The organism is Streptococcus sp. KHUD_018 (assembly GCF_054861215.1).
This window is the reverse complement of sequence record NZ_CM142176.1, coordinates 954,204-976,541: the sequence shown is the minus strand read 5'-3', so window position 1 is coordinate 976,541 and position 22,338 is coordinate 954,204. Positions and strand designations below refer to the sequence as shown.

Below are 22,338 nucleotides of genomic sequence, written 5' to 3'. Positions count from 1 at the left end.
TCTGGTAAAATAATGGAGATAAAATATTTAGAGTTTACAGAGGACGGTCTATAATGTCAGATAGAAACAACATGAAACTTTTTGCACTTAATTCCAATCATGAAATTGCACAAAAAATCGCAGAAACGGTTGGTGTACCTCTCGGAAAATTATCTTCACGCCAATTTTCTGATGGAGAAATCCAAGTCAACATTGAAGAGAGTGTCCGTGGTTACGATGTCTACATCATCCAATCAACCAGCTACCCCGTTAGCAACCACTTGATGGAGTTGTTAATCATGGTCGATGCTTGTGTACGTGCAAGTGCTCATAGTATCAACGTTGTCCTTCCTTACTTTGGTTATGCTCGTCAGGATCGTATCGCTTCTTCTCGCGAACCCCTCACTGCAAAACTAGTTGCCAATATGCTTGTCAAGGCTGGTGTAAGTCGTGTTCTAACGCTTGACCTCCACGCTGTTCAGGTTCAAGGTTTCTTTGACATTCCAGTAGATAACCTCTATACAATTCCTCTCTTTGCTAAACACTACAGCGATAAAGGGTTGCTGGGATCAGATGTCGTTGTTGTAAGTCCAAAAAACTCTGGTGTCAAACGTGCCCGTAGCTTAGCTGAATATTTAGATGCACCAATCGCAATCATCGACTATGCTCAAGACGATTCAGAGCGTAGCCAAGGCTATATCATCGGTGATGTTGATGGCAAGAAGGCCATCTTGATTGACGATATCCTAAATACTGGACGTACTTTCTCAGAAGCAGCAAAAATCGTCGAGCGTGAAGGTGCAACTGAAATCTATGCGGTATCCAGTCATGGTCTCTTTGTAGAAGGCGCTGCTGACCTTCTTGATGCTACTAACATCAAAGAAATCCTTGTGACAGACTCTGTAGCAACCAAAGAAAGAACTCCGAAAAATGTGTGCTACATTACCGCTAGCGAATTGATCGGTGATGCAATCGTCCGTATCCACGAAAGAAAACCAGTTAGCCCACTCTTTGCATATAATAAAAAGGAATAAGGTGATTCTTTGATTTATTTGGACAATGCTGCCACTACTCCTATGTCAGCGACAGCCATAACAGCAATGACCAAGGTCATGCAAGAAACCCATGGGAATCCTTCAAGTATTCACAGTCATGGTCGCCATGCTGGTAAACTACTCCGTGAAGCCCGTCAGGAGTTAGCTCACTTACTAGGAACCAAGCCACAACGAATCTTTTTCACATCTGGAGGGACAGAAAGTAACAATACAGCTATTATCGGCTATTGTCTCCGCCATCAAGAAAGAGGAAAACACATCATCACGACAGCTATTGAACACCATTCTGTCCTTGAAACCATTGATTATCTGGTTCAACATTTTGGCTTTGAAGTGACCATCATCCAACCGGTAAATCAAGAAATCACTGCGCAGCAGGTTCAAGAGGCTTTACGTGACGATACCATCCTCGTTTCTACCATGTATGCCAATAATGAAACTGGGAGTCTTTTACCTATTGCTGAGATTGGACATGTTTTAAAAGACCATCCTGCTGCTTATCATGTTGATGCTGTTCAAGCTATTGGGAAAATCCCTATCTATCCTGAGGAGTTAGGAATTGATTTTCTCAGTGCTTCTGCTCACAAGTTCCATGGACCAAAGGGAATTGGCTTTCTTTACGCTTCGACTGTGGACTTTGATCCCTACCTTCACGGTGGAGACCAAGAACAAAAGAAACGGGCTGGAACAGAAAATCTCGCTGCCATTTTAGGCATGGTTGCCGCTCTCAAAGAAGACTTGGAGCATCAGGCTGACCATTACCAAAAACTAGAGGGATTAAAATCTGCTTTTCTTGATGAAATTGCGGAACTCGACTTCTATCTCAATGAAGGTCAAGATCAACTGCCTTATGTTTTCAATATCGGTTTCCCTGGTCAAAAAAATGATTTGCTCTTACTTCGGTTAGACCTAGAAGGAATCTCAATTTCAACCGGTTCAGCCTGTACTGCTGGTATTGTGCAGACCAGTCATGTACTCGAAGCTTTCTATGGACCCGATTCCCATCGTTTAAAAGAGTCTGTCCGTATCAGTCTTTCTCCTCTTAATACCGAGAACGAACTGAAACAACTGGCTCAAACCTTAAAAAATATTATTGGAGATTAACCTAATGGCATTCGAAAAAACCATTAAACTGCAAAACTGCCGCTACGACTACACACTTAGCCCATCTGTCAAAAAATTCACACTAAAAGACAATACTTTCTTTGAAACAAAGGTAGGAAACTACGAACTGACTCGTCTACTTGAAAAAGTTCCTAATAGTGGTGAAGGTTTCCTACTAAAAATTATCATCAACAAAGAGCTTACAGGTGTTAAAATTAATATCACTGACAAATCAGGTCTTCGTTTGGTGAATATCTTTAAATCTGAAGATCACCATATCCACCAAGAGAAATTCTACTTCCTCATGGACAGTCTTGTAGAACGCGGTATCTTCACAAAAGAAGAGAGATAATTGACTATGTATCGACTTACCTATCAAGATAACTATCAAGTAGAACGTACACTTGAATTTGCCGATTACGAAGAACTCATGTTATCCCTATCAGGCTGTGTGACCCTGCCCGACACTCTCCTAATCAGCTCCTTAACACTGAATGATAAAGTGATTTATCAAGGATTAGTTGGCGATCTCTACCGTTTTCTATCACAAGCTAATTTTTAAGACTAAAACTAAGATTTTCTTAGTTTTTTCTTGTTTTTGTTGATTTTTTCACAATGTTTCTATAAAATAGAAGAATAGAAAGGTTGTGATTTTGTGAAAGATAAACAGTCTGCTATCCCAAAAGCAACAGCAAAAAGACTCTCTCTTTACTATCGAATTTTCAAGAGATTTCATGCAGAAAAAATTGAACGTGCCAACTCTAAGCAAATTGCAGAGGCTATTGGTATCGATTCTGCAACTGTTCGCCGAGATTTTTCCTATTTTGGTGAACTTGGTCGTCGTGGTTTTGGTTACGATGTCAAAAAATTGATGACGTTTTTTGCTGACCTCCTTAATGATAACTCGATTACTAATGTTATGTTGGTTGGAATTGGCAATATGGGTCATGCCCTTCTCCACTACCGCTTCCATGAGCGCAACAAGATGAAGATTATCATGGCCTTTGACCTAGATGACCATCCAGAAGTTGGCACCCAGACACCTGATGGTATTCCAATCTATGGTATCTCACAGATTAAAGAAAAAATTAAAGAAGCAGATGTCAAAACTGCTATCCTAACAGTTCCAAGTGTTAAATCACAAGAAGTTGCCAATCTTTTGGTTGATGCAGGTATAAAAGGTATTCTTAGTTTTTCACCCGTCCACCTTCACCTTCCAAAAGATGTGGTCGTTCAGTATGTCGATTTGACAAGCGAACTCCAAACTCTCCTCTATTTTATGCGTAAAGAGGATTAGAAAGCGAAAGCATTTATGAAAAAACCAGTTATTGGGATTACAGGAAATGAAAAAGCTCATCCAGATGATGACATCATGATGAGCTATGCAGCGAAAGGCTTTGTTGAAGGAGTCAAGGACGCTGGCGGAATTCCAATCATCCTACCGATTGGTGATCAAGAAATGGCAAGCCATTACGTCGCTATGATTGATAAACTCATCCTAACAGGTGGGCAAAATGTGGATCCAAAATTCTATGGCCAGCCTAAAACAATTGACAGCGATGACTACCATCTTCAAAGAGACCAGTTTGAATTAGCCCTTATCAGAGAAGCCATCAAGCAGAAGAAACCAATTTTCTCTGTTTGTCGGGGTACCCAGCTTTTCAATGTCGCTATGGGAGGTACGCTTCACCAAGATATCGAGGATCATTGGCAGGACTGTTCAGCCGAATACACGACCCAACGCCTCGTAACGGAGCCTGATACAATTCTCCGAGAAATCTACGGAGAAATCTCTCATATCAACTCCTTCCACCACCAGAGTATTAAAGATCTAGCTCCTAATCTTAAGGTTGTAGCACATGATCCTAAAGATGGAATTATTGAGGCTGTGACAACTACGGACGGCTTCCCTTATCTTGGTGTTCAATGGCATCCTGAGTTTCTCTTTGAAAACCGCCCCAAGGATAAAACGCTATTTGACTATGTTGTTAACGAACTCTAAATCAAATCCGTCTTTTCACGGTAACTAAAGTAATCAGAGTGCGAGACAATCAGGTGGTCCAAGAAAACGATTCCCATCAGTTCACAGGCTTCCTTGACTAGCTTAGTGACATGGTCATCATTTCGACTAGGGGATACAGCACCTGATGGATGGTTATGAACGAGAATCACAGAGGTAGCCATATGCTTCAAAGCATAGTGAAGGATTTCCCGCGGTTCAGCAATGCTGCGTGTCGCAGAGCCGATAAAGATGGTCTGCTGATGAATGATTTGATTTTGAGTATTGAGATAGAGCGCCACTAGGTGCTCTTGTTTTTTATCGCCAAGTTCATGTTGCATTTTCTTGGCCAGCTTTTGACTGCTGAGAATACTTTCCATCTCAAGTGTTTCATGTTTGTGAATACGATGACCCAGTTCAATCACAGCTTGTAATTCAATGGCTTTAATACGTCCAATACCCGAAAGGCTCTGCAATTCCTGCAGGGTCATTTTTTTCAAATCAGTTAAACTGGTAAGACTATTCAAGACTTTCTGAGCGATTTCAAATACATTAGCCTGACGTGTTCCCGTTCTTAGCAGAATGGCTAACAATTCTTGATTGCTCAGAGCCTCTACTCCTTCTCTAACCAGTCTTTCTCTAGGCAAAAGTGAATCTTCTTGAAATGAAATACTGTACATAAAAATCCTCCTCACTTTATTATTCGTGAGAAGGATGGAAAGTTAGATTTTTTTCTCAATTGGGGCTACACTGGCTAGAAGTTTTTTCAGCCCTACTTCTGGGAAATTGATTTTCAATTCCTGAGTAGCGCCACTACCTGAAACTTCAAGGACTGTCCCTTGCCCCCACTTCTTGTGGAGAGCAATATCCCCAATAGACCAGCTTGTATCAGTCGAATCTTTTTTATTTCCAGCTGCAAACTGTCCAAATGGGAGACCACTTGACTGGATAGAGCTTGGTACAGCATTTCGTTTTCGTTCTTGAAGGGCCTGAGCTAAGCTCATACCTTGACCGAAAGCAATCCCACCACTGCTATAAGATGCCTTAAAGCTAGTATTCTCTGGACGGGCCAAACCTTGATACTCAAGCAAGTCCGAACTAATTTCATTGATAAAACGGGTCGGACGATTGTAGTTGGTACGACCGAAAAGCAAGCGTGAGTTGGCATTGGTCAGATAGAGGATTTTCTCCGCGCGCGTGATACCGACATAGGCCAAACGGCGTTCTTCTTCCAGTTCATCAGGATCTTCAGCCGCGCGACTAAGCGGAAAGACATTTTCCTCCATCCCAATGATAAAGACAACTGGGAACTCAAGTCCCTTAGCTGCATGGAGGGTCATCAAGGTCACTTCTGATGTCTCCTGACTGCCTGAATCTGTGTCTGCAATCAAAGCCAAGTCATTCAAGAAACGACTGAGTTTGTCCAAACCAGTTTCTTCTTTCTGGCTATCAGGATTGTCATCAAAGTTTTTGGTAACAGATAGGAACTCTTCGATATTTTCAACCCGAGCCTTGCTTTCCAAGGTTGCCTGAGCATTAAGAATATCGACATAACCTGTTTTTTCTAGGACGGCCTCAACCAACTCTGTAATGGTTAATTGGTCCAGTTGCTCTCGCAAATCCAGAATCATATTGGCAAAATCCCAGATAGACTGGGCTGCTTTTCCTTTGATGCTAGACAGCATGATATTAGCTGAAGCATCCAGCATAGACATCTCTTGCATATTGGCAAAATCCCGGATTTTCTCAACCGTGCCTGGCCCAATTCCGCGTTTAGGTTCGTTAATAATGCGCTCAAAACTGATATTGTCACTCAAATTAGCAATAAGATTAAGATAGGCAATAATATCACGGATTTCCTTACGGCTGTAGAACTTGGTTCCGCCGACCATAGTATAAGGAATATTGGACTTTAGGAGGGCCTCCTCAATAGTACGGGATTGTGCATTAGTCCGATAAAGAACTGCAAAATCCTTGTGGAGGAAGTTTTGAGTTCGACCAAGTTCATCGATGGTTTTGGCTACAAAAACAGCCTCATCTTGTTCGTCATTTGCACGATAGTAAATAATCTGCTCTCCATCCGCATTCTGGGTCCAGAGATTCTTAGGACGACGGTTTTTATTATTTTTGATGACGTCATTGGCAGCTTGTAGAATGGTTTTGGTTGAACGGTAATTTTCCTCCAACAAAACGACCTTAGCTTGAGGGTAATCTTTCTCAAAATCCAAGATATTCTGCATATCAGCCCCACGCCAACCGTAAATAGACTGGTCAGCATCACCGACTACGCAGATATTTTTAAAGCGTGAAGCCAAGAGTTTGACCAATTGATACTGGGCATGGTTGGTATCTTGGTACTCATCAACATGAATGTACTGGAACTTCTGCTGATAGTAAGTCAAGACGTCAGGATTTTGATCAAAGAGACGCAGGGTCAGCATAATCAAATCATCAAAGTCAACGGACTCAGACTGACGAAGCTCCTTTTGATAAGCTGTATAACACTGAGCTACGATTTGCGTGTACATATCGCCAGCCTGGGCAGCATAAGCCACATCATCAATCAGGTCATTCTTGGCATTTGAAATAGTCCCCAAAATAGTGCGTTCATTCCATTTTTTCGGATCCAGGTTTAATTGCTTGAGAATACGTTTCATGAGAGTTCTCTGTTCCCCAGGATCTACAATAGTAAAATTACGATTGTAGCCAATATGATCTGCATCACGACGTAGAATACGAACACACATGGAGTGAAAGGTCGCAATCAGACAGTCCTGAGTTGCTGGATTGAGCCCGTAGGCACGCTCTTTCATCTCACGCGCCGCCTTATTGGTAAAAGTAATGGCCAAGATATTCCACGGATTAACCATTTTTTCATCAATCAAATAAGCAATACGGTGGGTCAAAACTCGGGTCTTTCCAGAACCAGCCCCCGCCATGACTAATAAGGGACCTTCTGTCGTTTGAACCGCCTCAGCCTGACGGTCATTCATTCCATTCAATAATGCGTTCATTTTTTCTTCCTTACTCTTGAAGTCAATGTTTCTATTATATCAGAAATCAGGGAAAATATCTTTACCTAGACTGGTTGCTTGTAGAAGAAAACTCTCTCATCAGCTGAAGACAAGGTCTCATATCTAGATAAGAAAAAGAGCTTGGATAGCATTTCCAAACTCTTTAAATATCATCTAAATATTAGAACAATCCTAGAACGGTTCCATCACTTTCAACATCCATATTGAGAGCGGCTGGTCGTTTTGGAAGACCTGGCATGGTCATGACATCACCAGTTAAGGCAACGATAAAGCCTGCACCTAATTTCGGTACCAATTCACGAATGGTAATTTCAAAGTTTTCTGGAGCTCCAAGTGCATTTGGATTGTCAGAGAAACTGTACTGAGTTTTAGCCATACAGATTGGCAATTTGTCCCATCCATTCTGAACAATTTGAGCGATTTGCGTTTGAGCTTTCTTCTCAAAGTTCACTTTGCTACCACGATAGATTTCAGTAACAATCTTTTCAATCTTTTCTTGTACAGAAAGGTCGTTGTCGTAAAGACGTTTGTAGTTTGCTGGATTTTCAGCGATAGTCTTGACAAGCGTTTCAGCAAGCGCTACGCCACCTTCTGCACCATCAGCCCAGACACTAGCCAACTCAACTGGAACATCGATTGAGGCACAAAGTTCTTTCAAAGCTGCGATTTCTGCTTCTGTATCAGAAACAAATTCGTTAATCGCAACGACTGCTGGAATACCGAACTTACGAATATTTTCAACGTGGCGTTTCAAGTTAGCAAAACCTGCACGAACTGCTTCCACATTTTCCTCTGTCAAAGCATCTTTAGCAACCCCACCATTCATCTTGAGAGCACGTAGTGTTGCGACAATAACTACTGCATCTGGAGATGTTGGCAAGTTTGGCGTCTTGATATCAAGGAATTTCTCAGCACCAAGGTCTGCACCAAAACCAGCTTCAGTAACAGTATAGTCAGCCAAGCGAAGGGCTGTGCTTGTTGCCAAAACAGAGTTACATCCATGAGCGATATTGGCAAATGGACCACCGTGTACAAAAGCAGGTGTGCCGTAAATTGTCTGAACCAAGTTTGGTTTGATAGCATCTTTCAAAATCAATGCTAAAGCTCCCTCAACCTGCAAATCACCAACAGTAACTGGCGTACGATCGTAACGATAGCCGATAACGATATTCGCCAAACGACGTTTCAAATCTTCAATATCCGTCGCCAAGCAAAGAATTGCCATGATTTCAGAAGCAACAGTAATATCAAAACCATCCTCGCGTGGAATACCATTTAGAGGGCCACCAAGTCCAACGGTAACATGGCGAAGTGCACGATCGTTCAAGTCCACTACACGTTTCCAGAGGATACGACGTTGGTCAATTCCAAGCTCATTTCCTTGGTGCAAGTGGTTGTCAATCAAGGCTGAAAGAGCATTGTTGGCAGTTGTAATGGCATGCATGTCTCCAGTAAAGTGGAGGTTGATATCTTCCATTGGTAGCACTTGGGCGTAACCACCGCCTGCAGCACCTCCCTTGATTCCCATCACTGGGCCAAGAGACGGTTCGCGAATGGCGATCATCGTTTTCTTGCCAATCTTGTTCAAGGCGTCTGCCAGACCAATGGTAATGGTTGATTTCCCTTCACCTGCAGGCGTCGGGTTGATGGCAGTAACCAAGATCAATTTACCAACTGGATTGCTCTCAACTGCACGAATTTTATCAAAGCTGAGTTTAGCCTTGTACTTCCCATACAACTCCAAATCATCGTAAGAAATACCAAGTTTCTCCACAACATTCACGATTGGCTTTAACTCAATACTCTGCGCGATTTCAATATCTGTTTTCATAACAAACTCCTCTAATCTCTAATGTGATAATTCATTATAACACAAAACAAGATTTTTAACACCCATAAACTCTCTAAACGTTCGTAAATATCAATATTTCAGGGGTTATAATAGCGCTTTTTAAAATTTTATATGCTTTTATAGTTTTAGACTATAGTATTCCTGCGTTTTAACAAAAATTTATCGCTTTCATTTTACTTAACGTTTATTTTTGTGTACAATAGTCCTATGAAAATTTTAGTTACATCGGGCGGTACGAGTGAAGCTATAGATAGCGTCCGCTCTATTACGAACCATTCTACTGGTCGCTTGGGGAAAATCATCACAGAAACCTTGCTTGCTGCAGGGCATGAAGTTTGTTTGATTACTACTAACAGAGCTCTTAAGCCAGAACCTCATCCCCATTTAACCATTCTAGAAATCAAAAATACTCATGATCTTCTTTTAGAGATAAAAGAGCGAGTTCCGAATTATCAAGTCCTGATTCATTCGATGGCAGTTTCTGACTACACTCCTGTTTATATGACAGGGCTGGCAGAAGTTGAGGCCAGTTCTAATCTAGAAGAATTCTTAAACAAGCAGAATCATCAGACTAAGATTTCTTCAACTGATGAGGTTCAGGTTTTATTCCTGAAAAAAACACCCAAAATCATCTCTCTAGTCAAAGAATGGAATCCTGCTATTCATCTGATTGGTTTCAAACTGCTAGTTGATGTCTCTGAGGATTATCTCATAGAAATTGCTAGACAGAGTCTTATCAAGAACCAAGCTGACTTGATCATTGCAAATGACCTTACTCAAATTTCAGCAAATCAGCATCGCGCAATCTTTGTTGAGAAAGAGCATCTTCAAACTGTTCAAACAAAAGAGGAAATTGCAAGCCTCCTACTTGAGAAAATTCATGCTTACGATTCATAGAAAGGAAAGCCATGGCAAATATTCTGATCGCAGTGACAGGTTCTATTGCCTCCTATAAATCAGCTGACCTAGTCAGTTCCTTAAAGAAACAGGGCCATCATGTCACTGTCTTAATGACCGAGGCAGCGAGAGAGTTTATCCAACCGTTGACACTACAAGTCCTCTCTCAAAATCCTGTCCACCTTGATGTCATGAAGGAACCCTATCCTAATCAAGTCAATCATATTGAACTAGGCAAAAAAGCTGATCTTTTTATCGTCGTCCCTGCTACTGCTAATACCATTGCCAAACTTGCGCACGGTTTTGCGGATAACATGGTGACCAGTACAGCATTAGCTTTACCCCAAAACATTCCTAAACTCCTTGCGCCAGCCATGAATACAAAAATGTATGACCATCCGGCAACTCAGGCAAACCTTAAAACTATAGAAACATACGGTTACAAGCTTATCTCTCCGAAAGAATCCTTACTTGCTTGTGGAGACTACGGAGGGGGAGCTTTGGCAGACCTGGATATTATTTTAGAAAGAATAAAGGAAACACTCAATGAAAAAACGCTCTAATATTGCTCCGATTGCTATCTTTTTTGCGACCATGTTGGTCATTCACTTTCTGAGCTCACTCTTATTTAATCTATTCCCATTCCCAATTAAACCAACTATCGTGCATGTTCCTGTTATTATCGCTAGTATTATTTACGGCCCACGAGTTGGTGTTACACTCGGTTTCTTGATGGGGCTACTTAGCTTGACTGTAAACACGATTACAATCCTTCCAACCAGCTACCTATTCTCACCTTTTGTACCAAACGGAAACATCTATTCAGCAATGATTGCCATCCTACCTCGTATTTTGATCGGTCTGACACCTTATTTAGTTTATAAACTATTGAAAAACAGAACGGGTCTCATCATTGCCGGAGCTCTCGGTTCACTTACAAATACAGTCTTTGTACTTGGGGGGATCTTCTTCCTTTTTGGAAGTGTCTTCGATGGAAATATCCAAAAACTCCTAGCAACTGTTATTTCAACCAACTCAATTGCTGAGCTTGTCATCTCTGCAGTTCTCACAGTAGCAATTGTCCCACGATTACAAACCTTGAAGAAATAAAAACAACTCCACTTTCGTACTGAAGGTGGAGTTTTAGTTTTCACCAGTAAAGGCTCATCTTCTATCCATAAATGGGTATTTACCAAGGAGTCATTAGTTCAAAATTTTGAAAATATATGATAATCCTTTGAATCTACCACCCATACTTTTGAAAATTTCCAATAAAATCAAAATAAATTCTTGACATGTCTATCTATTTATTGTACTATACTTATGTATATACAGTTAAATGGAGGTTCTTATGGATATACGGAAAAAAACGCAGTTTATGACCATGACTGCCCTACTCACAGCAATCGCGATTTTGATTCCAATCATTATGCCTTTTAAAATCGTCATCCCACCAGCTTCTTACACTTTAGGAAGCCATATCGCCATCTTTATCGCCATGTTCCTATCACCTTTGATGGCTGGTTTTGTGATTATTGCTTCTAGTCTCGGCTTCCTAATGGCAGGCTATCCTATGGTCATTGTCCTGCGCGCTTTTTCACACATCATTTTTGGTACTTTGGGAGCATTTTACTTGAAAAAATTTCCTGAAACCTTGGATAAACCAAAGGCGTCTTGGATTTTCAACTTTGTTTTGGGTGTCGTTCATGCCATTGCTGAAGTGCTAGCTTGTATCATTTTCTATGCTACTTCAGGGACAAATATTGAAAATATGTTTTATGTTCTCTTCGTCCTAGTTGGATTTGGTACAATTGTCCATAGTATGGTAGACTATACATTAGCACTAGCTGTCTATAAAGTGCTTCGAAAACGTCGCTAAAAGGAAAAACTATGACAACGGATCGCAAACGAGCTCTTCTCAAACTATTAAAAGAGGCACCGAAAGCCCTCAATGGTCAAACCTTGGCTGAGCACTTTCATGTCACGCGCCAAGTCATTGTACAGGATATCGCTATTCTCCGAGCAGATGGGGCTCCTATCCTATCCACCAATCGTGGTTATATCTACAAAGAAAATGATGCCAGCCCCTACGTTCACAAACTCTTTAAAGTGAAACATGAACTGGAAGAAATCGGGCAGGAACTTCTAGCTATTGTAGATAATGGCGGACGCGTTCAAAATATCTTAATTGATCATCCCGTTTATGGTGAAATTGAAACTCTGCTCAAACTCACCTGTCGCCGAGATGTCCAGCACTTTCTGGAACAAGTTGAGAATTCTGACTTTAGACCACTTTCTGAATTGACAGACGGCATCCATTACCACCTTGTTGAAGCTGAAACACAACAAGACCTCCACTATATCGAGGAGTCCTTGGATCAGTTAGGTTATTTAGTAAAAGACTAGAAAATTTCTTTCTCCCAGCCGTCCTCTGTACGGTGGCGATAGAAGAATTCAGACTTTTCAGGTGCTTCCATCATTTCCATCAAGGGTAACATATCATAGGCCAGATCCAAGTTTGGAATCTGGTCTTTTTGCACCCAAGATACCTCTCCTTCCTCTGAGGATTGGAGATTTCCAGTAAACTCTGTCGCCTTATAGCAAACGACGATGTAGCGCTCACCTGTATCTAGTAGCCAATTTTTAATACCGACCAGTTGGGGATTCTGAATGGTCAAACCAGTTTCTTCGTATATTTCACGAATGACAGACTCGGCAAAGGCCTCGCCATTCTCAACATGACCTCCAGGAAAGGCATAACCAGACCAGCGATTCTCTTCAGGAGAGCGATACTGCATAACCACGTGCTGAGTTTCGAGGTCTTCAATCAGACAAATGTTTGTTAAAATCGTTAATTGGGAACGGGACATAAATTCGCTCGCTTTCTAAAGTTTTAAAACGTATATTTATAGTATTTTATTTTGGATTTCACGATAAAAGTGAGTCAGAGGATTAAGGTATTCATCACAATTTTAAATACATTTTTTCACTTCTTCAATTCTTTAATCAGTAGCTATTAAATCTTTTTTTAATTCTTCTAACACCTCTAAATCAATATTGTATTCTTTATAAACTTTACTTTTAAAATATTCTTCTATTCTAGAAAGCATTTTATTAATCATATTAAGAGATTCAAATTTTTGACCAGTATACATTGTAATTGTAATTCCGATGAGAGGGAACACAGTTATTATATAAGTTAAAATATCAAAATGACACTTATTGCCTATATAAATAAATAATAAAACTATTAAAATCAAAACTATTGTTGTTAATCTTCTTATGAACTTAATTCTTCCTGCGACCTTTTTATCAGCATTATCTTTTCTAGCCTCAATATCATTAATTCTTTTCTGAACCTGGATTCTTTTTTCATTAGAAATTCTAGTAATTTCTTTCTTACTGTTCTCCGCTTCTTTCTCAGCACGCTTTTTCTCTTCAACTATCTTTTGTCTATCTAATTCTCTAACTTTATTATCATGTTCCAATTTTTTTACTTTCTTTTCTAATCTCTCCTTTCCTGATTTATATATTTCTAATCCATTTGGTTTAATAATATCATCAATGTTATTTAATTGCTCCCGATCTATATCCTCGGGTTTCATCATTTTTTTACGCAGTTCAATAATATTTTCATTCAAGTCATCTTCTGATAACTCTCCTTTTTTATAACTTTCTTTTACTTTATCATATTGTTTAGCAACTGTTTGAGTTAAAATATTCGATAATACCAATCTAGACTTTTCTAGTATATTAAACGTCGAAGGCAAGTGCTCAGAACCAAATCCTTTATTTAAGTCAAACCATAAGCGATTAGTTAATGATGACATGCTGATTGCGAGAGGAGCATTCAAATCTTCATTCTCTTTATTAAAATCATTAGCCATTTGTAAAATTTTTCCAACTTCAGTGATGACTAGATGCTTTGAGTCTTTCAAAGATAAAATTTCAGAATTAATATTATCCTTCTTTCTTAAAATATTTGTATAGTTTAAGTGTTTTAAGTATTTTTCCTTATTCTCAGTAGCTAAACCATACTTCTCTACAATTTCTTGACTCTCAATATTAAAATTATGATACTCTGGAGAATAATAATTTAATGAATCGGCCTCTGAAACAGAATGTTGCTTCAATATACTAGTGAATCTTGCACGTTTATTTATTACATCAGCTGGAGTTGAACAATCTCTTACAATCTCATCCATTGCAACATTTCCAATATCAACGATTTTATTACCTTTGACGATTTCTTCTGCAGTTCCGAAGAAATGGTCTATATCTTCGCTAACTTCTTTATAATACCGTATTGAAATAATTCGTTTGTTGCTTTTTTGATTCATTTCATTAATTAATTGAAACATATCATTAGCCAATTTCTGGAAGAAAATACCATTGTATCCAGCTAAATGAAATAGTATTTCTGTTTCAACATATAAATTGATGTTATTTTTCCATGTTAATTTACTAATATCACTAGTATAATTAATTCCTGAGAACAGAACGGCTCCTTCTTTTATTTGATTAATATTTTTAAGAAAATTTACATCGGTATCATTTTCAATAATAAACTTACTAATAATACTTGAATAATCTCCATTAAATGAATCATCTAACAAAAACGAGGTGAATTCTCTTGTTAACTTTTCCTCACTTATCTCTTGATCCTTATCTTTCTCACTCTTAACATATCTTATAAGACTTGACATCAATGCTTGACTTTTCAAATCAGATTCTTCTAATTCTTGTTCAATTTTACTATCTAAAGAGATATTCTCTCTGCTAACTAAAAATTGTCCATCTTTTTTGGATACAAATTCTATTCTTTTGATAGACGATTGGATAACATAGCTAGGAATATTAAATCCGAAATTTTCATTTAACAATGATGATATTTTTTCAACATCAAAACTATTCAATTCATTGCTCAATATAATGTGTTCGATGAACCTTGATATTACAAAATATGTATCTTTTTTCCCATCATTGTATAACTGACGATACGTAGCATAAGATGCTAATTTATTAACTTGACTAATCATTTCTAATCTCCTATTTTATTAATATTTCATACTCTAATCCATCGCCTTGACTTCCAACATCATATCACGAATCTGGGCTGCTAGTTCGAAGTCAAGCACTTCGACAGCTTCTTGCATTTGTTTCTCCAGTTTCTTGACGAGTTCTTTGCGTTCTTGTTTGTTAAGGCTATTGATATCGACTTCCTTGTCCTCTTCCTTGGCAACTGCCTTGGTTACGGCAATCAGGTCACGGATTTCTTTCTTAATGGTTTGTGGGACGATACCATGCTCTTCATTATAGGCCATCTGGATTTTCCGACGGCGAGCCGTTTCATCAATGGCACGTTGCATAGACTGAGTCATGGTATCAGCGTACATGATAACATGCCCTTCGCTATTACGGGCAGCACGTCCAATAGTCTGGATGAGGCCGCGTTCGTTACGAAGGAAGCCTTCCTTATCAGCATCGAGAATGGCTACCAAGCTTACTTCAGGAACATCAATCCCTTCACGGAGCAGATTGATTCCGACCAAGACATCAAATACACCCAAGCGCAGGTCACGGATAATCTCCGTCCGCTCTAAGGTCTTGATATCCGAGTGCATGTACTTGACCTTGATACCCATTTCCTTGAAGTAGTCGGTTAAGTCCTCTGCCATTTTCTTAGTCAAAGTGGTGATAAAGGTACGTTCATTCTTTTCAACACGGACATTGATTTCACCTAAGAGGTCATCAATCTGTCCCATAGTTGGACGGACTTCCACTTCAGGATCCAAAAGCCCTGTTGGACGAATGATTTGCTCAATCACTGTCTCGGTCTGTTCATTTTCATAGTCACCAGGTGTCGCTGAAACGTAAACAATCTGGTGCACATGACTTTCAAACTCCTCACGGCGGAGAGGACGATTGTCCAAGGCTGACGGCAAACGGAAACCATAATTGACCAGCATTTCCTTACGAGAGCGGTCTCCATTGTACATGCCCTTGATCTGCCCCATGGTCATGTGACTTTCATCAATCATAATCAAGAAATCATCTGGGAAGAAGTCAAGAAGCGTATAAGGAGGCTCTCCTTCACTACGACCATCCATGTGACGAGAGTAGTTTTCAACACCGTTGGTATAACCCATCTCACGTAACATCTCAATATCATACTCTGTCCGCTGCTTCAAACGCTGGGCTTCTAGCAGTTTGCCTTCCTTTTCAAAGACAGCTAACTGCTCCTCCAACTCCGCCTGAATCTTGGCAATGGCAACTTCCATATGGTCGTCATTGGTCACAAAGTGAGTAGCTGGGAAAATCGCCAGATGATCCACTTCACCTAATACCTGACCTGTCAAAGCCTCAACCTCACGGATACGGTCAATCTCATCCCCAAAGAACTCCACTCGAAAAGCGTGTTCATCACGGGAAGCTGGGAAAATCTCTACCACATCCCCACGCACACGAAATCTTCCGCGTTGGAAATCAATGTCATTACGCTCAAACTGAATATCAACCAAGTCATTCAAGAGTTTATCACGCGAAATCTCAAGACCTGGACGCAAACTTACCACGCTATCAGCATATTCCTTGGGCGAACCCAAACCATAGATACAAGAGACAGAAGCCACAACGATGACATCGTTACGTTCCAGAAGTGCTGAAGTCGCTGAGTGGCGGAGCTTGTCAATCTCGTCATTGACAGAGCTGTCCTTTTCAATATAGGTATCGCTAGAAGGTACATAGGCCTCGGGCTGGTAATAGTCATAGTAGGACACAAAGTACTCAACAGCATTTTCAGGGAAAAATTCCTTAAACTCCCCATAGAGCTGACCAGCTAGGGTTTTGTTATGGGCAATGACCAAAGTAGGTTTATTGACTTTAGCAATGACCTGACTCATGGTATAGGTCTTCCCTGTACCCGTCGCCCCCATGAGGATTTGAGCCTTCTCTCCACCCTCGATATTATCGACCAACTGCTCGATTGCTTGGGGTTGGTCTCCTGATGGTTCATATTTTGACACTAGTCTAAATTTATTATCTGTAATTCGATTGATCATAATTGCCTCGCATGCCTTTTATTTCTTCTATTTTACCATAAATTAAATTCCATTAGATTCTTTATCTATTGACTTTAACAAACCCACATTCTTATGTCATATCTTCTTACATAATAATCATTAAAATTTGCCTTCTGACTTTTTTTCTGTTATAATTAAAAAATATTCAGAAAGGAGACTAAAAATGAAGAAAAAAATTCTAGCATGTTTGCTCATTTTATTTCCCATTTTCTCACTAGGAATAGCAAAAGCTGACACTGTTAAATCAAAGTATATTATTGCAAGTGATTCATCTTTTGCACCTTTTGTATTTCAAAATTCAAACAACGAGTACACCGGTATTGATATGGACTTGATTAAAGCTATTGCCAAAGATCAAGGTTTCGAAATTGAGATTACTAACCCAGGCTTTGACGCAGCGATTAGTGCTGTTCAGGCCGGACAAGCAGACGGTATTATTGCTGGTATGTCTGTTACGGACGCTCGTAAAGCTACATTTGACTTCTCTGATTCCTACTACACTGCTAATACGATTCTCGGTGTAAAAGAATCCAGTACCATTGCTTCTTATGAAGACCTCAAGGATAAGACAGTTGGTGTTAAAAACGGAACTGCTTCTCAAACGTTCCTTACTGAAAATCAAAGCAAATACGGCTACAAGATTAAAACTTTTTCAGATGGCTCATCTATGTATGACAGTCTCAACACTGGAGCTATCGATGCCGTGATGGATGATGAGCCCGTTCTCAAATATTCTATCAGCCAAGGACAAAAATTGAAAACGCCAATCGCTGGGACTCCAATCGGTGAAACAGCCTTTGCCGTTAAAAAAGGAACAAACTCTGAATTGATTCAAATGTTCAATAAGGGGCTTGCCAACCTCAAAGCAAACGGTGAATTTCAAAAAATTCTCGACAAGTATCTGGCTAGCGGAGCAGCAACTACTTCTACAAGTACAGTTGACGAAACGACCATCTGGGGCTTGCTTCAAAACAACTACAAGCAACTCCTTAGTGGACTTGGAATCACTCTTGCTCTAGCGCTTATTTCATTTGCAATTGCCATTGTCATCGGTATTATCTTCGGTATGTTTAGCGTTAGCCCATACAAATCTCTTCGTCTGATCTCTGAGATTTTCGTTGACGTTATTCGTGGTATTCCCTTGATGATTCTTGCAGCCTTCATCTTCTGGGGAATTCCAAACTTCATCGAGTCGATTACAGGCCAACAAAGTCCAATTAACGACTTTGTAGCTGGCACCATCGCCCTCTCACTTAATGCGGCAGCTTATATCGCTGAAATCGTTCGTGGTGGGATTCAAGCTGTTCCAGTTGGGCAAATGGAAGCCAGTCGCAGTCTTGGTATCTCTTATGGAAAGACCATGCGAAAGATTATCTTGCCACAAGCGACTAAATTGATGTTGCCAAACTTCGTTAACCAATTCGTTATTGCATTGAAGGATACAACCATCGTATCTGCTATCGGTTTGGTCGAACTCTTCCAAACTGGTAAGATCATCATCGCCCGTAACTACCAAAGTTTCAAGATGTATGCAATCCTTGCTATCTTCTATCTTGTAATTATCACGCTTTTGACTAGACTAGCGAAACGCTTAGAAAAGAGGATTCGTTAATGGCAAAACTAAAAATTGATGTAAATGATTTGCATAAGTATTATGGAAAAAATGAGGTTTTAAAAGGCATTACTACTAAGTTCTATGAAGGAGATGTTGTCTGTATTATCGGTCCATCTGGTTCTGGGAAATCCACTTTCCTCCGTAGCCTTAACCTTCTCGAGGAGGTAACGAGCGGTCACATCACAGTGAATGGTTATGATTTGACTGAAAAATCAACCAATGTCGACCATGTTCGTGAGAACGTGGGAATGGTCTTCCAACACTTCAATCTCTTTCCTCACATGTCCGTCCTAGAAAATATCACTTTTGCACCTATTGAACACAAACGGATGACCAAAGAAGAAGCTGAAAAATTGGGGATGGAGTTGCTTGAAAAGGTTGGACTAGCAGATAAAGCTAATGCCAACCCAGATAGCCTTTCAGGTGGTCAGAAACAGCGTGTAGCTATCGCACGTGGACTTGCCATGAATCCTGATATCATGCTCTTTGATGAGCCAACTTCTGCTCTTGACCCTGAAATGGTTGGAGATGTACTGAATGTTATGAAGGAATTGGCGGAACAAGGCATGACCATGATTATCGTAACCCATGAGATGGGATTTGCACGTCAGGTGGCCAACCGCGTTATCTTTACAGCTGATGGAGAATTTCTGGAAGATGGGACACCTGATCAAATCTTTGATAACCCGCAACACCCTCGTCTGAAAGAGTTCTTGGACAAGGTCTTAAACGTATAAAACAAAACTGTAGGGTTCTCCTTACAGTTTTTTTATTGCGTATTGGATTTTTTGATTTTTTTGAAAATTATGATAAAATAAAAACTATGATAATGAGGAAATCTCATCCCTAGTCCAACTAGGAAAAAATATAGAAATTAGGTAGCTAGATGTCATCAAAGGTTATTGTTACAATTTTCGGTGCGAGTGGAGATTTAGCTAAACGCAAACTCTACCCTTCCCTTTTCAGACTCTATAAATCAGGCAATCTCTCTGAGCATTTTGCTGTTATCGGAACAGCTCGTAGACCTTGGAGTAAGGAATATTTTGAATCTGTAGTTGTCGAGTCCATCCTTGATTTGGCAGATAGTACCGAGCAAGCTCAAGAATTTGCTAGCCACTTCTACTATCAAAGCCATGATGTGAATGATACGGAGCATTACATTGCTTTGCGCCAATTACAAGCTGAGCTCAACGAAAAATACCAAGCTGAACACAATAAGCTCTTCTTCTTGTCTATGGCACCTCAGTTCTTCGGAACCATTGCCAAGCACCTCAAATCTGAAAACATTGTTGATGGTAAAGGTTTTGAGCGCTTGATCGTTGAGAAACCATTTGGTACAGACTACGAAACAGCTAGCAAACTCAATGAAGAGCTCCTTGCGGCCTTTGATGAAGAGCAAATCTACCGTATTGACCATTACCTAGGTAAAGAAATGATTCAGAGTATCTTTGCCGTTCGTTTTGCTAACATGATCTTTGAGAATGTTTGGAACCGTGAGCACATTGATAATGTACAGATTACCTTTGCGGAACGCTTGGGAGTTGAGGAACGTGGTGGCTACTATGATCAATCTGGTGCCCTCCGTGACATGGTTCAAAACCACACTCTCCAACTTCTCTCTCTTCTAGCCATGGACAAACCAGCTAGCTTTACAAAAGATGAGATTCGTGCTGAAAAGATTAAGGTCTTTAAAAACCTCTATCATCCAACTGAGGAAGAATTGAAAGAACAGTTTATCCGTGGTCAATATCGCTCTGGTAAAATCGATGGCATGAAATACATTTCTTATCGTAGCGAGCCAAATGTCGATCCTGAATCCACAACAGAAACCTTCGCATCTGGTGCCTTCTTTGTAGACAGCGATCGCTTCCGTGGTGTTCCCTTCTTCTTCCGTACTGGTAAACGTCTGACTGAAAAAGGAACTCATGTCAATATCGTCTTTAAGCAAATGGACTCTATCTTTGGAGAACCACTTGCTCCAAACATTTTGACAATCTATATCCAACCAACTGAAGGATTCTCTCTCAGCCTAAATGGGAAGCAAGTCGGAGAAGAATTCAACCTGGCACCAAGCTCTCTGGATTACCGTACAGATGCTACTGCTACTGGAGCCTCACCAGACCCATACGAGAAATTAATCTACGATGTTTTGAACAACAACTCAACCAATTTTAGCCACTGGGATGAGGTAAGTGCTTCGTGGAAATTGATTGACCGTATCGAAGAGCTCTGGGCTGAAAACGGAGCTCCACTCTACGATTATAAAGCTGGAAGCATGGGGCCACAAGCTAGCTTTGATTTACTTGAAAAGTATGGAGCCAAATGGACTTGGCAACCAGATATCGCCTATCGTGAAGATGGCCGTTTAGAATAGCAAAAATATCCTGCAAGATTGACTTGCAGGATATTTATTTTGTATTAAATCAAACCTTCTAAGAGACCTTTCATAAAGTTTTCGGAGTTAAATTCCCCGATATCATCGATTTTTTCACCGAAACCAATCAATTTTACAGGGATATTGAGTTCTTCGCGGATGGCTAGTACAACACCACCTCGGGCAGTTCCGTCAATCTTAGTCAATACAATACCGGTAACAGGGGTAATTTTCGAAAATTCTTTAGCTTGTACCAAGGCATTCTGTCCAGTTGAAGCATCGAGTGCCAGGAAAGTTTCATGTGGCGCCTCTGGAACGACACGCTTGATAATACGGCCAATCTTTTCCAACTCGGCCATAAGGTTGTCCTTGTTTTGCAGACGACCTGCTGTATCAATCATGAGAATATCAATCCCTTCAGCTACAGCACGTTCCATCCCATCAAAGACGACGCTAGCTGGATCAGCCTTTTCAGGTCCTGTCACAACGGGAACATCCACACGACGGCCCCATTCAGCTAGCTGGGCCACTGCCCCTGCACGGAAGGTATCTGCAGCAACCAGCATGACTTTCTTGCCAGCTTGTTTGTAGCGATGAGCCAATTTCCCGATAGAAGTTGTTTTCCCAACGCCGTTAACACCGACAAAGAGCATGACTGTCAAGCCATCTTGGAAATGGATTTGTTCATCGTAGTTGCCATCCTTCTCATAGAGTTCAACCAATTTCTCGATAATGACACGACGGAGTGCGTCAGGCTTCTTAGCGTTTTCGAGTTTGGCTTCATAGCGTAGCTCTTCTGTTAAGTTTGAAGCGACCTGCACACCGACATCGCTCATGATGAGCAGTTCTTCCAATTCCTCGAAGAATTCTTCATCGACAGATCGGAAGTTGGCAAAGAAGGCATTCAAACGAGCACCGAATCCTGTACGGGTTTTCTTGAGACTTCGGTCATATTTTTCCTGTACGGTTTCTTCAACCTGAGGAAGTTCTTCTTCTACTACTTCAGTAGCTAGCTCTTCTTCTGTTTCTCGGTTCTCTTCTTCTAGAATTTCTTCCGGCTCTTGGAATTGTTCCAATTCATCAGATTCTAGCTCAAGATCTTCCTGAGCAGTTTCTTCGACTGGTTCTGGTTCAATCACTTCTTCTAACGAGATCTGAGGGGTTTCTTCTTGAGCAGGTGTTTCTTCCACTTTGTCTCTTGCTGTCTCTTCCTGAGAAGTTTCTTCGACTGCCGTTTGGTTTTCTTCAACCTCTTCTGACAAATCAAGATTTTCCAGAGCTTCTTTTACGATATCTTCGATTTTCGGCTCTTCTTTTTTTCCGAATAGACGGTCAAATAATCCCAT

General features: G+C 40.4%; 21 protein-coding genes. 14 read left to right on the top strand and 7 right to left on the bottom strand.

The window, feature by feature from the left end; genetic code table 11:
- Positions 1-53: 53 nt before the first annotated feature.
- The 6 genes from ACVBD2_RS04970 (at position 54) to ACVBD2_RS04945 (ending at position 4,140) form a co-directional block, all read left to right on the top strand.
- Positions 54-1,013, top strand: coding sequence for a ribose-phosphate diphosphokinase (locus ACVBD2_RS04970; protein WP_132973328.1), 960 nt, complete (start codon positions 54-56; stop codon positions 1,011-1,013).
- 9 nt (positions 1,014-1,022) lie between these two features.
- Positions 1,023-2,138, top strand: coding sequence for a cysteine desulfurase family protein (locus ACVBD2_RS04965; RefSeq protein WP_461686250.1), 1,116 nt, complete (start codon positions 1,023-1,025; stop codon positions 2,136-2,138).
- 4 nt (positions 2,139-2,142) lie between these two features.
- Positions 2,143-2,490: a DUF1831 domain-containing protein gene (locus ACVBD2_RS04960; RefSeq protein WP_084975463.1), complete on the top strand. Its 348-nt coding sequence runs from the start codon at positions 2,143-2,145 to the stop codon at positions 2,488-2,490.
- 6 nt (positions 2,491-2,496) lie between these two features.
- Positions 2,497-2,700 (top strand): DUF4649 family protein, encoded by a 204-nt coding sequence (locus ACVBD2_RS04955; protein ID WP_461686249.1) that lies wholly within the window; start codon positions 2,497-2,499, stop codon positions 2,698-2,700.
- Between the two features lie 93 nt (positions 2,701-2,793).
- Entirely contained in the window at positions 2,794-3,435 is a 642-nt protein-coding gene (locus ACVBD2_RS04950) for a redox-sensing transcriptional repressor Rex (protein WP_000653419.1), read from the top strand.
- A 15-nt stretch (positions 3,436-3,450) separates the two neighbouring features.
- Positions 3,451-4,140 (top strand): gamma-glutamyl-gamma-aminobutyrate hydrolase family protein, encoded by a 690-nt coding sequence (locus ACVBD2_RS04945; RefSeq protein WP_461686248.1) that lies wholly within the window; start codon positions 3,451-3,453, stop codon positions 4,138-4,140.
- Here ACVBD2_RS04945 and radC read toward each other — a convergent pair.
- The 3 genes from radC to ACVBD2_RS04930 all read right to left on the bottom strand — a co-directional run bounded on the left by radC (position 4,137) and on the right by ACVBD2_RS04930 (position 9,003).
- Entirely contained in the window at positions 4,137-4,817 is a 681-nt protein-coding gene (gene radC, locus ACVBD2_RS04940) for a RadC family protein (protein ID WP_461686247.1), read from the bottom strand. The two genes, ACVBD2_RS04945 and radC, sit on opposite strands and share 4 nt — an antisense overlap.
- Positions 4,818-4,859: 42 nt before the next feature.
- A complete protein-coding gene (pcrA, locus tag ACVBD2_RS04935) occupies positions 4,860-7,151 on the bottom strand; it encodes a DNA helicase PcrA (RefSeq protein WP_461686246.1) in 2,292 nt (763 codons plus the stop codon).
- A 181-nt stretch (positions 7,152-7,332) separates the two neighbouring features.
- Positions 7,333-9,003 carry a formate--tetrahydrofolate ligase gene (locus tag ACVBD2_RS04930; protein WP_414353919.1) on the bottom strand — a complete coding sequence of 557 codons (1,671 nt, stop codon included), beginning with the start codon at positions 9,001-9,003 and terminating at the stop codon, positions 7,333-7,335.
- Positions 9,004-9,231: 228 nt separating this feature from the next.
- On the opposite strand from ACVBD2_RS04930, the gene coaB reads away from it, so the two are divergent.
- The 5 genes from coaB to ACVBD2_RS04905 all read left to right on the top strand — a co-directional run bounded on the left by coaB (position 9,232) and on the right by ACVBD2_RS04905 (position 12,327).
- A complete protein-coding gene (gene coaB / locus ACVBD2_RS04925) occupies positions 9,232-9,921 on the top strand; it encodes a phosphopantothenate--cysteine ligase (RefSeq protein WP_414353922.1) in 690 nt (229 codons plus the stop codon).
- Between the two features lie 11 nt (positions 9,922-9,932).
- On the top strand, positions 9,933-10,484 hold the full coding sequence (gene coaC / locus ACVBD2_RS04920) for a phosphopantothenoylcysteine decarboxylase (RefSeq protein WP_461686245.1): 552 nt from the start codon (positions 9,933-9,935) through the stop codon (positions 10,482-10,484).
- The gene (locus ACVBD2_RS04915) at positions 10,468-11,031 is read left to right on the top strand and encodes an ECF transporter S component (RefSeq protein WP_000747417.1); all 564 of its coding nucleotides are present in this window, start codon (positions 10,468-10,470) and stop codon (positions 11,029-11,031) included. The genes coaC and ACVBD2_RS04915 overlap by 17 nt, the downstream gene beginning before the upstream one ends.
- 241 nt (positions 11,032-11,272) lie before the next feature.
- Positions 11,273-11,800 carry an ECF transporter S component gene (locus ACVBD2_RS04910; RefSeq protein WP_461686244.1) on the top strand — a complete coding sequence of 176 codons (528 nt, stop codon included), beginning with the start codon at positions 11,273-11,275 and terminating at the stop codon, positions 11,798-11,800.
- 11 nt (positions 11,801-11,811) lie between these two features.
- Positions 11,812-12,327: a 3H domain-containing protein gene (locus ACVBD2_RS04905; RefSeq protein WP_461686243.1), complete on the top strand. Its 516-nt coding sequence runs from the start codon at positions 11,812-11,814 to the stop codon at positions 12,325-12,327.
- Here ACVBD2_RS04905 and ACVBD2_RS04900 read toward each other — a convergent pair.
- From ACVBD2_RS04900 to uvrB, 3 genes are all read right to left on the bottom strand, one after another.
- The gene (locus ACVBD2_RS04900; protein ID WP_461686242.1) at positions 12,324-12,791 is read right to left on the bottom strand and encodes an NUDIX domain-containing protein; all 468 of its coding nucleotides are present in this window, start codon (positions 12,789-12,791) and stop codon (positions 12,324-12,326) included. The two genes, ACVBD2_RS04905 and ACVBD2_RS04900, sit on opposite strands and share 4 nt — an antisense overlap.
- 132 nt (positions 12,792-12,923) lie before the next feature.
- On the bottom strand, positions 12,924-14,960 hold the full coding sequence (locus ACVBD2_RS04895) for a hypothetical protein (RefSeq protein ID WP_461686241.1): 2,037 nt from the start codon (positions 14,958-14,960) through the stop codon (positions 12,924-12,926).
- Between the two features lie 33 nt (positions 14,961-14,993).
- Positions 14,994-16,982: an excinuclease ABC subunit UvrB gene (gene uvrB, locus ACVBD2_RS04890; RefSeq protein ID WP_461686240.1), complete on the bottom strand. Its 1,989-nt coding sequence runs from the start codon at positions 16,980-16,982 to the stop codon at positions 14,994-14,996.
- A gap of 184 nt (positions 16,983-17,166) precedes the next feature.
- On the opposite strand from uvrB, the gene ACVBD2_RS04885 reads away from it, so the two are divergent.
- The 3 genes from ACVBD2_RS04885 (at position 17,167) to zwf (ending at position 20,992) form a co-directional block, all read left to right on the top strand.
- Positions 17,167-18,615, top strand: coding sequence for an amino acid ABC transporter substrate-binding protein/permease (locus tag ACVBD2_RS04885; protein ID WP_461686239.1), 1,449 nt, complete (start codon positions 17,167-17,169; stop codon positions 18,613-18,615).
- Positions 18,615-19,355, top strand: coding sequence for an amino acid ABC transporter ATP-binding protein (locus ACVBD2_RS04880; RefSeq protein WP_001096337.1), 741 nt, complete (start codon positions 18,615-18,617; stop codon positions 19,353-19,355). The genes ACVBD2_RS04885 and ACVBD2_RS04880 overlap by 1 nt, the downstream gene beginning before the upstream one ends.
- A 149-nt stretch (positions 19,356-19,504) precedes the next feature.
- The gene (gene zwf / locus ACVBD2_RS04875; RefSeq protein ID WP_461686238.1) at positions 19,505-20,992 is read left to right on the top strand and encodes a glucose-6-phosphate dehydrogenase; all 1,488 of its coding nucleotides are present in this window, start codon (positions 19,505-19,507) and stop codon (positions 20,990-20,992) included.
- 44 nt (positions 20,993-21,036) lie between these two features.
- Here zwf and ftsY read toward each other — a convergent pair whose 3' ends face one another.
- On the bottom strand, positions 21,037-22,338 hold the full coding sequence (ftsY, locus tag ACVBD2_RS04870) for a signal recognition particle-docking protein FtsY (protein ID WP_461686237.1): 1,302 nt from the start codon (positions 22,336-22,338) through the stop codon (positions 21,037-21,039).

Excerpts from the sequence above, each read along its gene's own strand:
- pcrA (WP_461686246.1), bottom strand. The coding sequence starts at position 7,151 with ATGAACGCATTATTGAATGGAATGAATGACCGTCAGGCTGAGGCGGTT.
- ACVBD2_RS04955 (WP_461686249.1), top strand. The coding sequence starts at position 2,497 with ATGTATCGACTTACCTATCAAGATAACTATCAAGTAGAACGTACACTT.
- ftsY (WP_461686237.1), bottom strand. The coding sequence starts at position 22,338 with ATGGGATTATTTGACCGTCTATTCGGAAAAAAAGAAGAGCCGAAAATC.
- coaC (WP_461686245.1), top strand. The coding sequence starts at position 9,933 with ATGGCAAATATTCTGATCGCAGTGACAGGTTCTATTGCCTCCTATAAA.
- ACVBD2_RS04945 (WP_461686248.1), top strand. The coding sequence starts at position 3,451 with ATGAAAAAACCAGTTATTGGGATTACAGGAAATGAAAAAGCTCATCCA.
- ACVBD2_RS04895 (WP_461686241.1), bottom strand. The coding sequence starts at position 14,960 with ATGATTAGTCAAGTTAATAAATTAGCATCTTATGCTACGTATCGTCAG.
- coaB (WP_414353922.1), top strand. The coding sequence starts at position 9,232 with ATGAAAATTTTAGTTACATCGGGCGGTACGAGTGAAGCTATAGATAGC.
- ACVBD2_RS04910 (WP_461686244.1), top strand. The coding sequence starts at position 11,273 with ATGGATATACGGAAAAAAACGCAGTTTATGACCATGACTGCCCTACTC.
- ACVBD2_RS04905 (WP_461686243.1), top strand. The coding sequence starts at position 11,812 with ATGACAACGGATCGCAAACGAGCTCTTCTCAAACTATTAAAAGAGGCA.
- ACVBD2_RS04885 (WP_461686239.1), top strand. The coding sequence starts at position 17,167 with ATGAAGAAAAAAATTCTAGCATGTTTGCTCATTTTATTTCCCATTTTC.
- ACVBD2_RS04930 (WP_414353919.1), bottom strand. The coding sequence starts at position 9,003 with ATGAAAACAGATATTGAAATCGCGCAGAGTATTGAGTTAAAGCCAATC.
- ACVBD2_RS04900 (WP_461686242.1), bottom strand. The coding sequence starts at position 12,791 with ATGTCCCGTTCCCAATTAACGATTTTAACAAACATTTGTCTGATTGAA.
- ACVBD2_RS04970 (WP_132973328.1), top strand. The coding sequence starts at position 54 with ATGTCAGATAGAAACAACATGAAACTTTTTGCACTTAATTCCAATCAT.
- radC (WP_461686247.1), bottom strand. The coding sequence starts at position 4,817 with ATGTACAGTATTTCATTTCAAGAAGATTCACTTTTGCCTAGAGAAAGA.
- ACVBD2_RS04960 (WP_084975463.1), top strand. The coding sequence starts at position 2,143 with ATGGCATTCGAAAAAACCATTAAACTGCAAAACTGCCGCTACGACTAC.
- uvrB (WP_461686240.1), bottom strand. The coding sequence starts at position 16,982 with ATGATCAATCGAATTACAGATAATAAATTTAGACTAGTGTCAAAATAT.
- ACVBD2_RS04880 (WP_001096337.1), top strand. The coding sequence starts at position 18,615 with ATGGCAAAACTAAAAATTGATGTAAATGATTTGCATAAGTATTATGGA.
- zwf (WP_461686238.1), top strand. The coding sequence starts at position 19,505 with ATGTCATCAAAGGTTATTGTTACAATTTTCGGTGCGAGTGGAGATTTA.
- ACVBD2_RS04915 (WP_000747417.1), top strand. The coding sequence starts at position 10,468 with ATGAAAAAACGCTCTAATATTGCTCCGATTGCTATCTTTTTTGCGACC.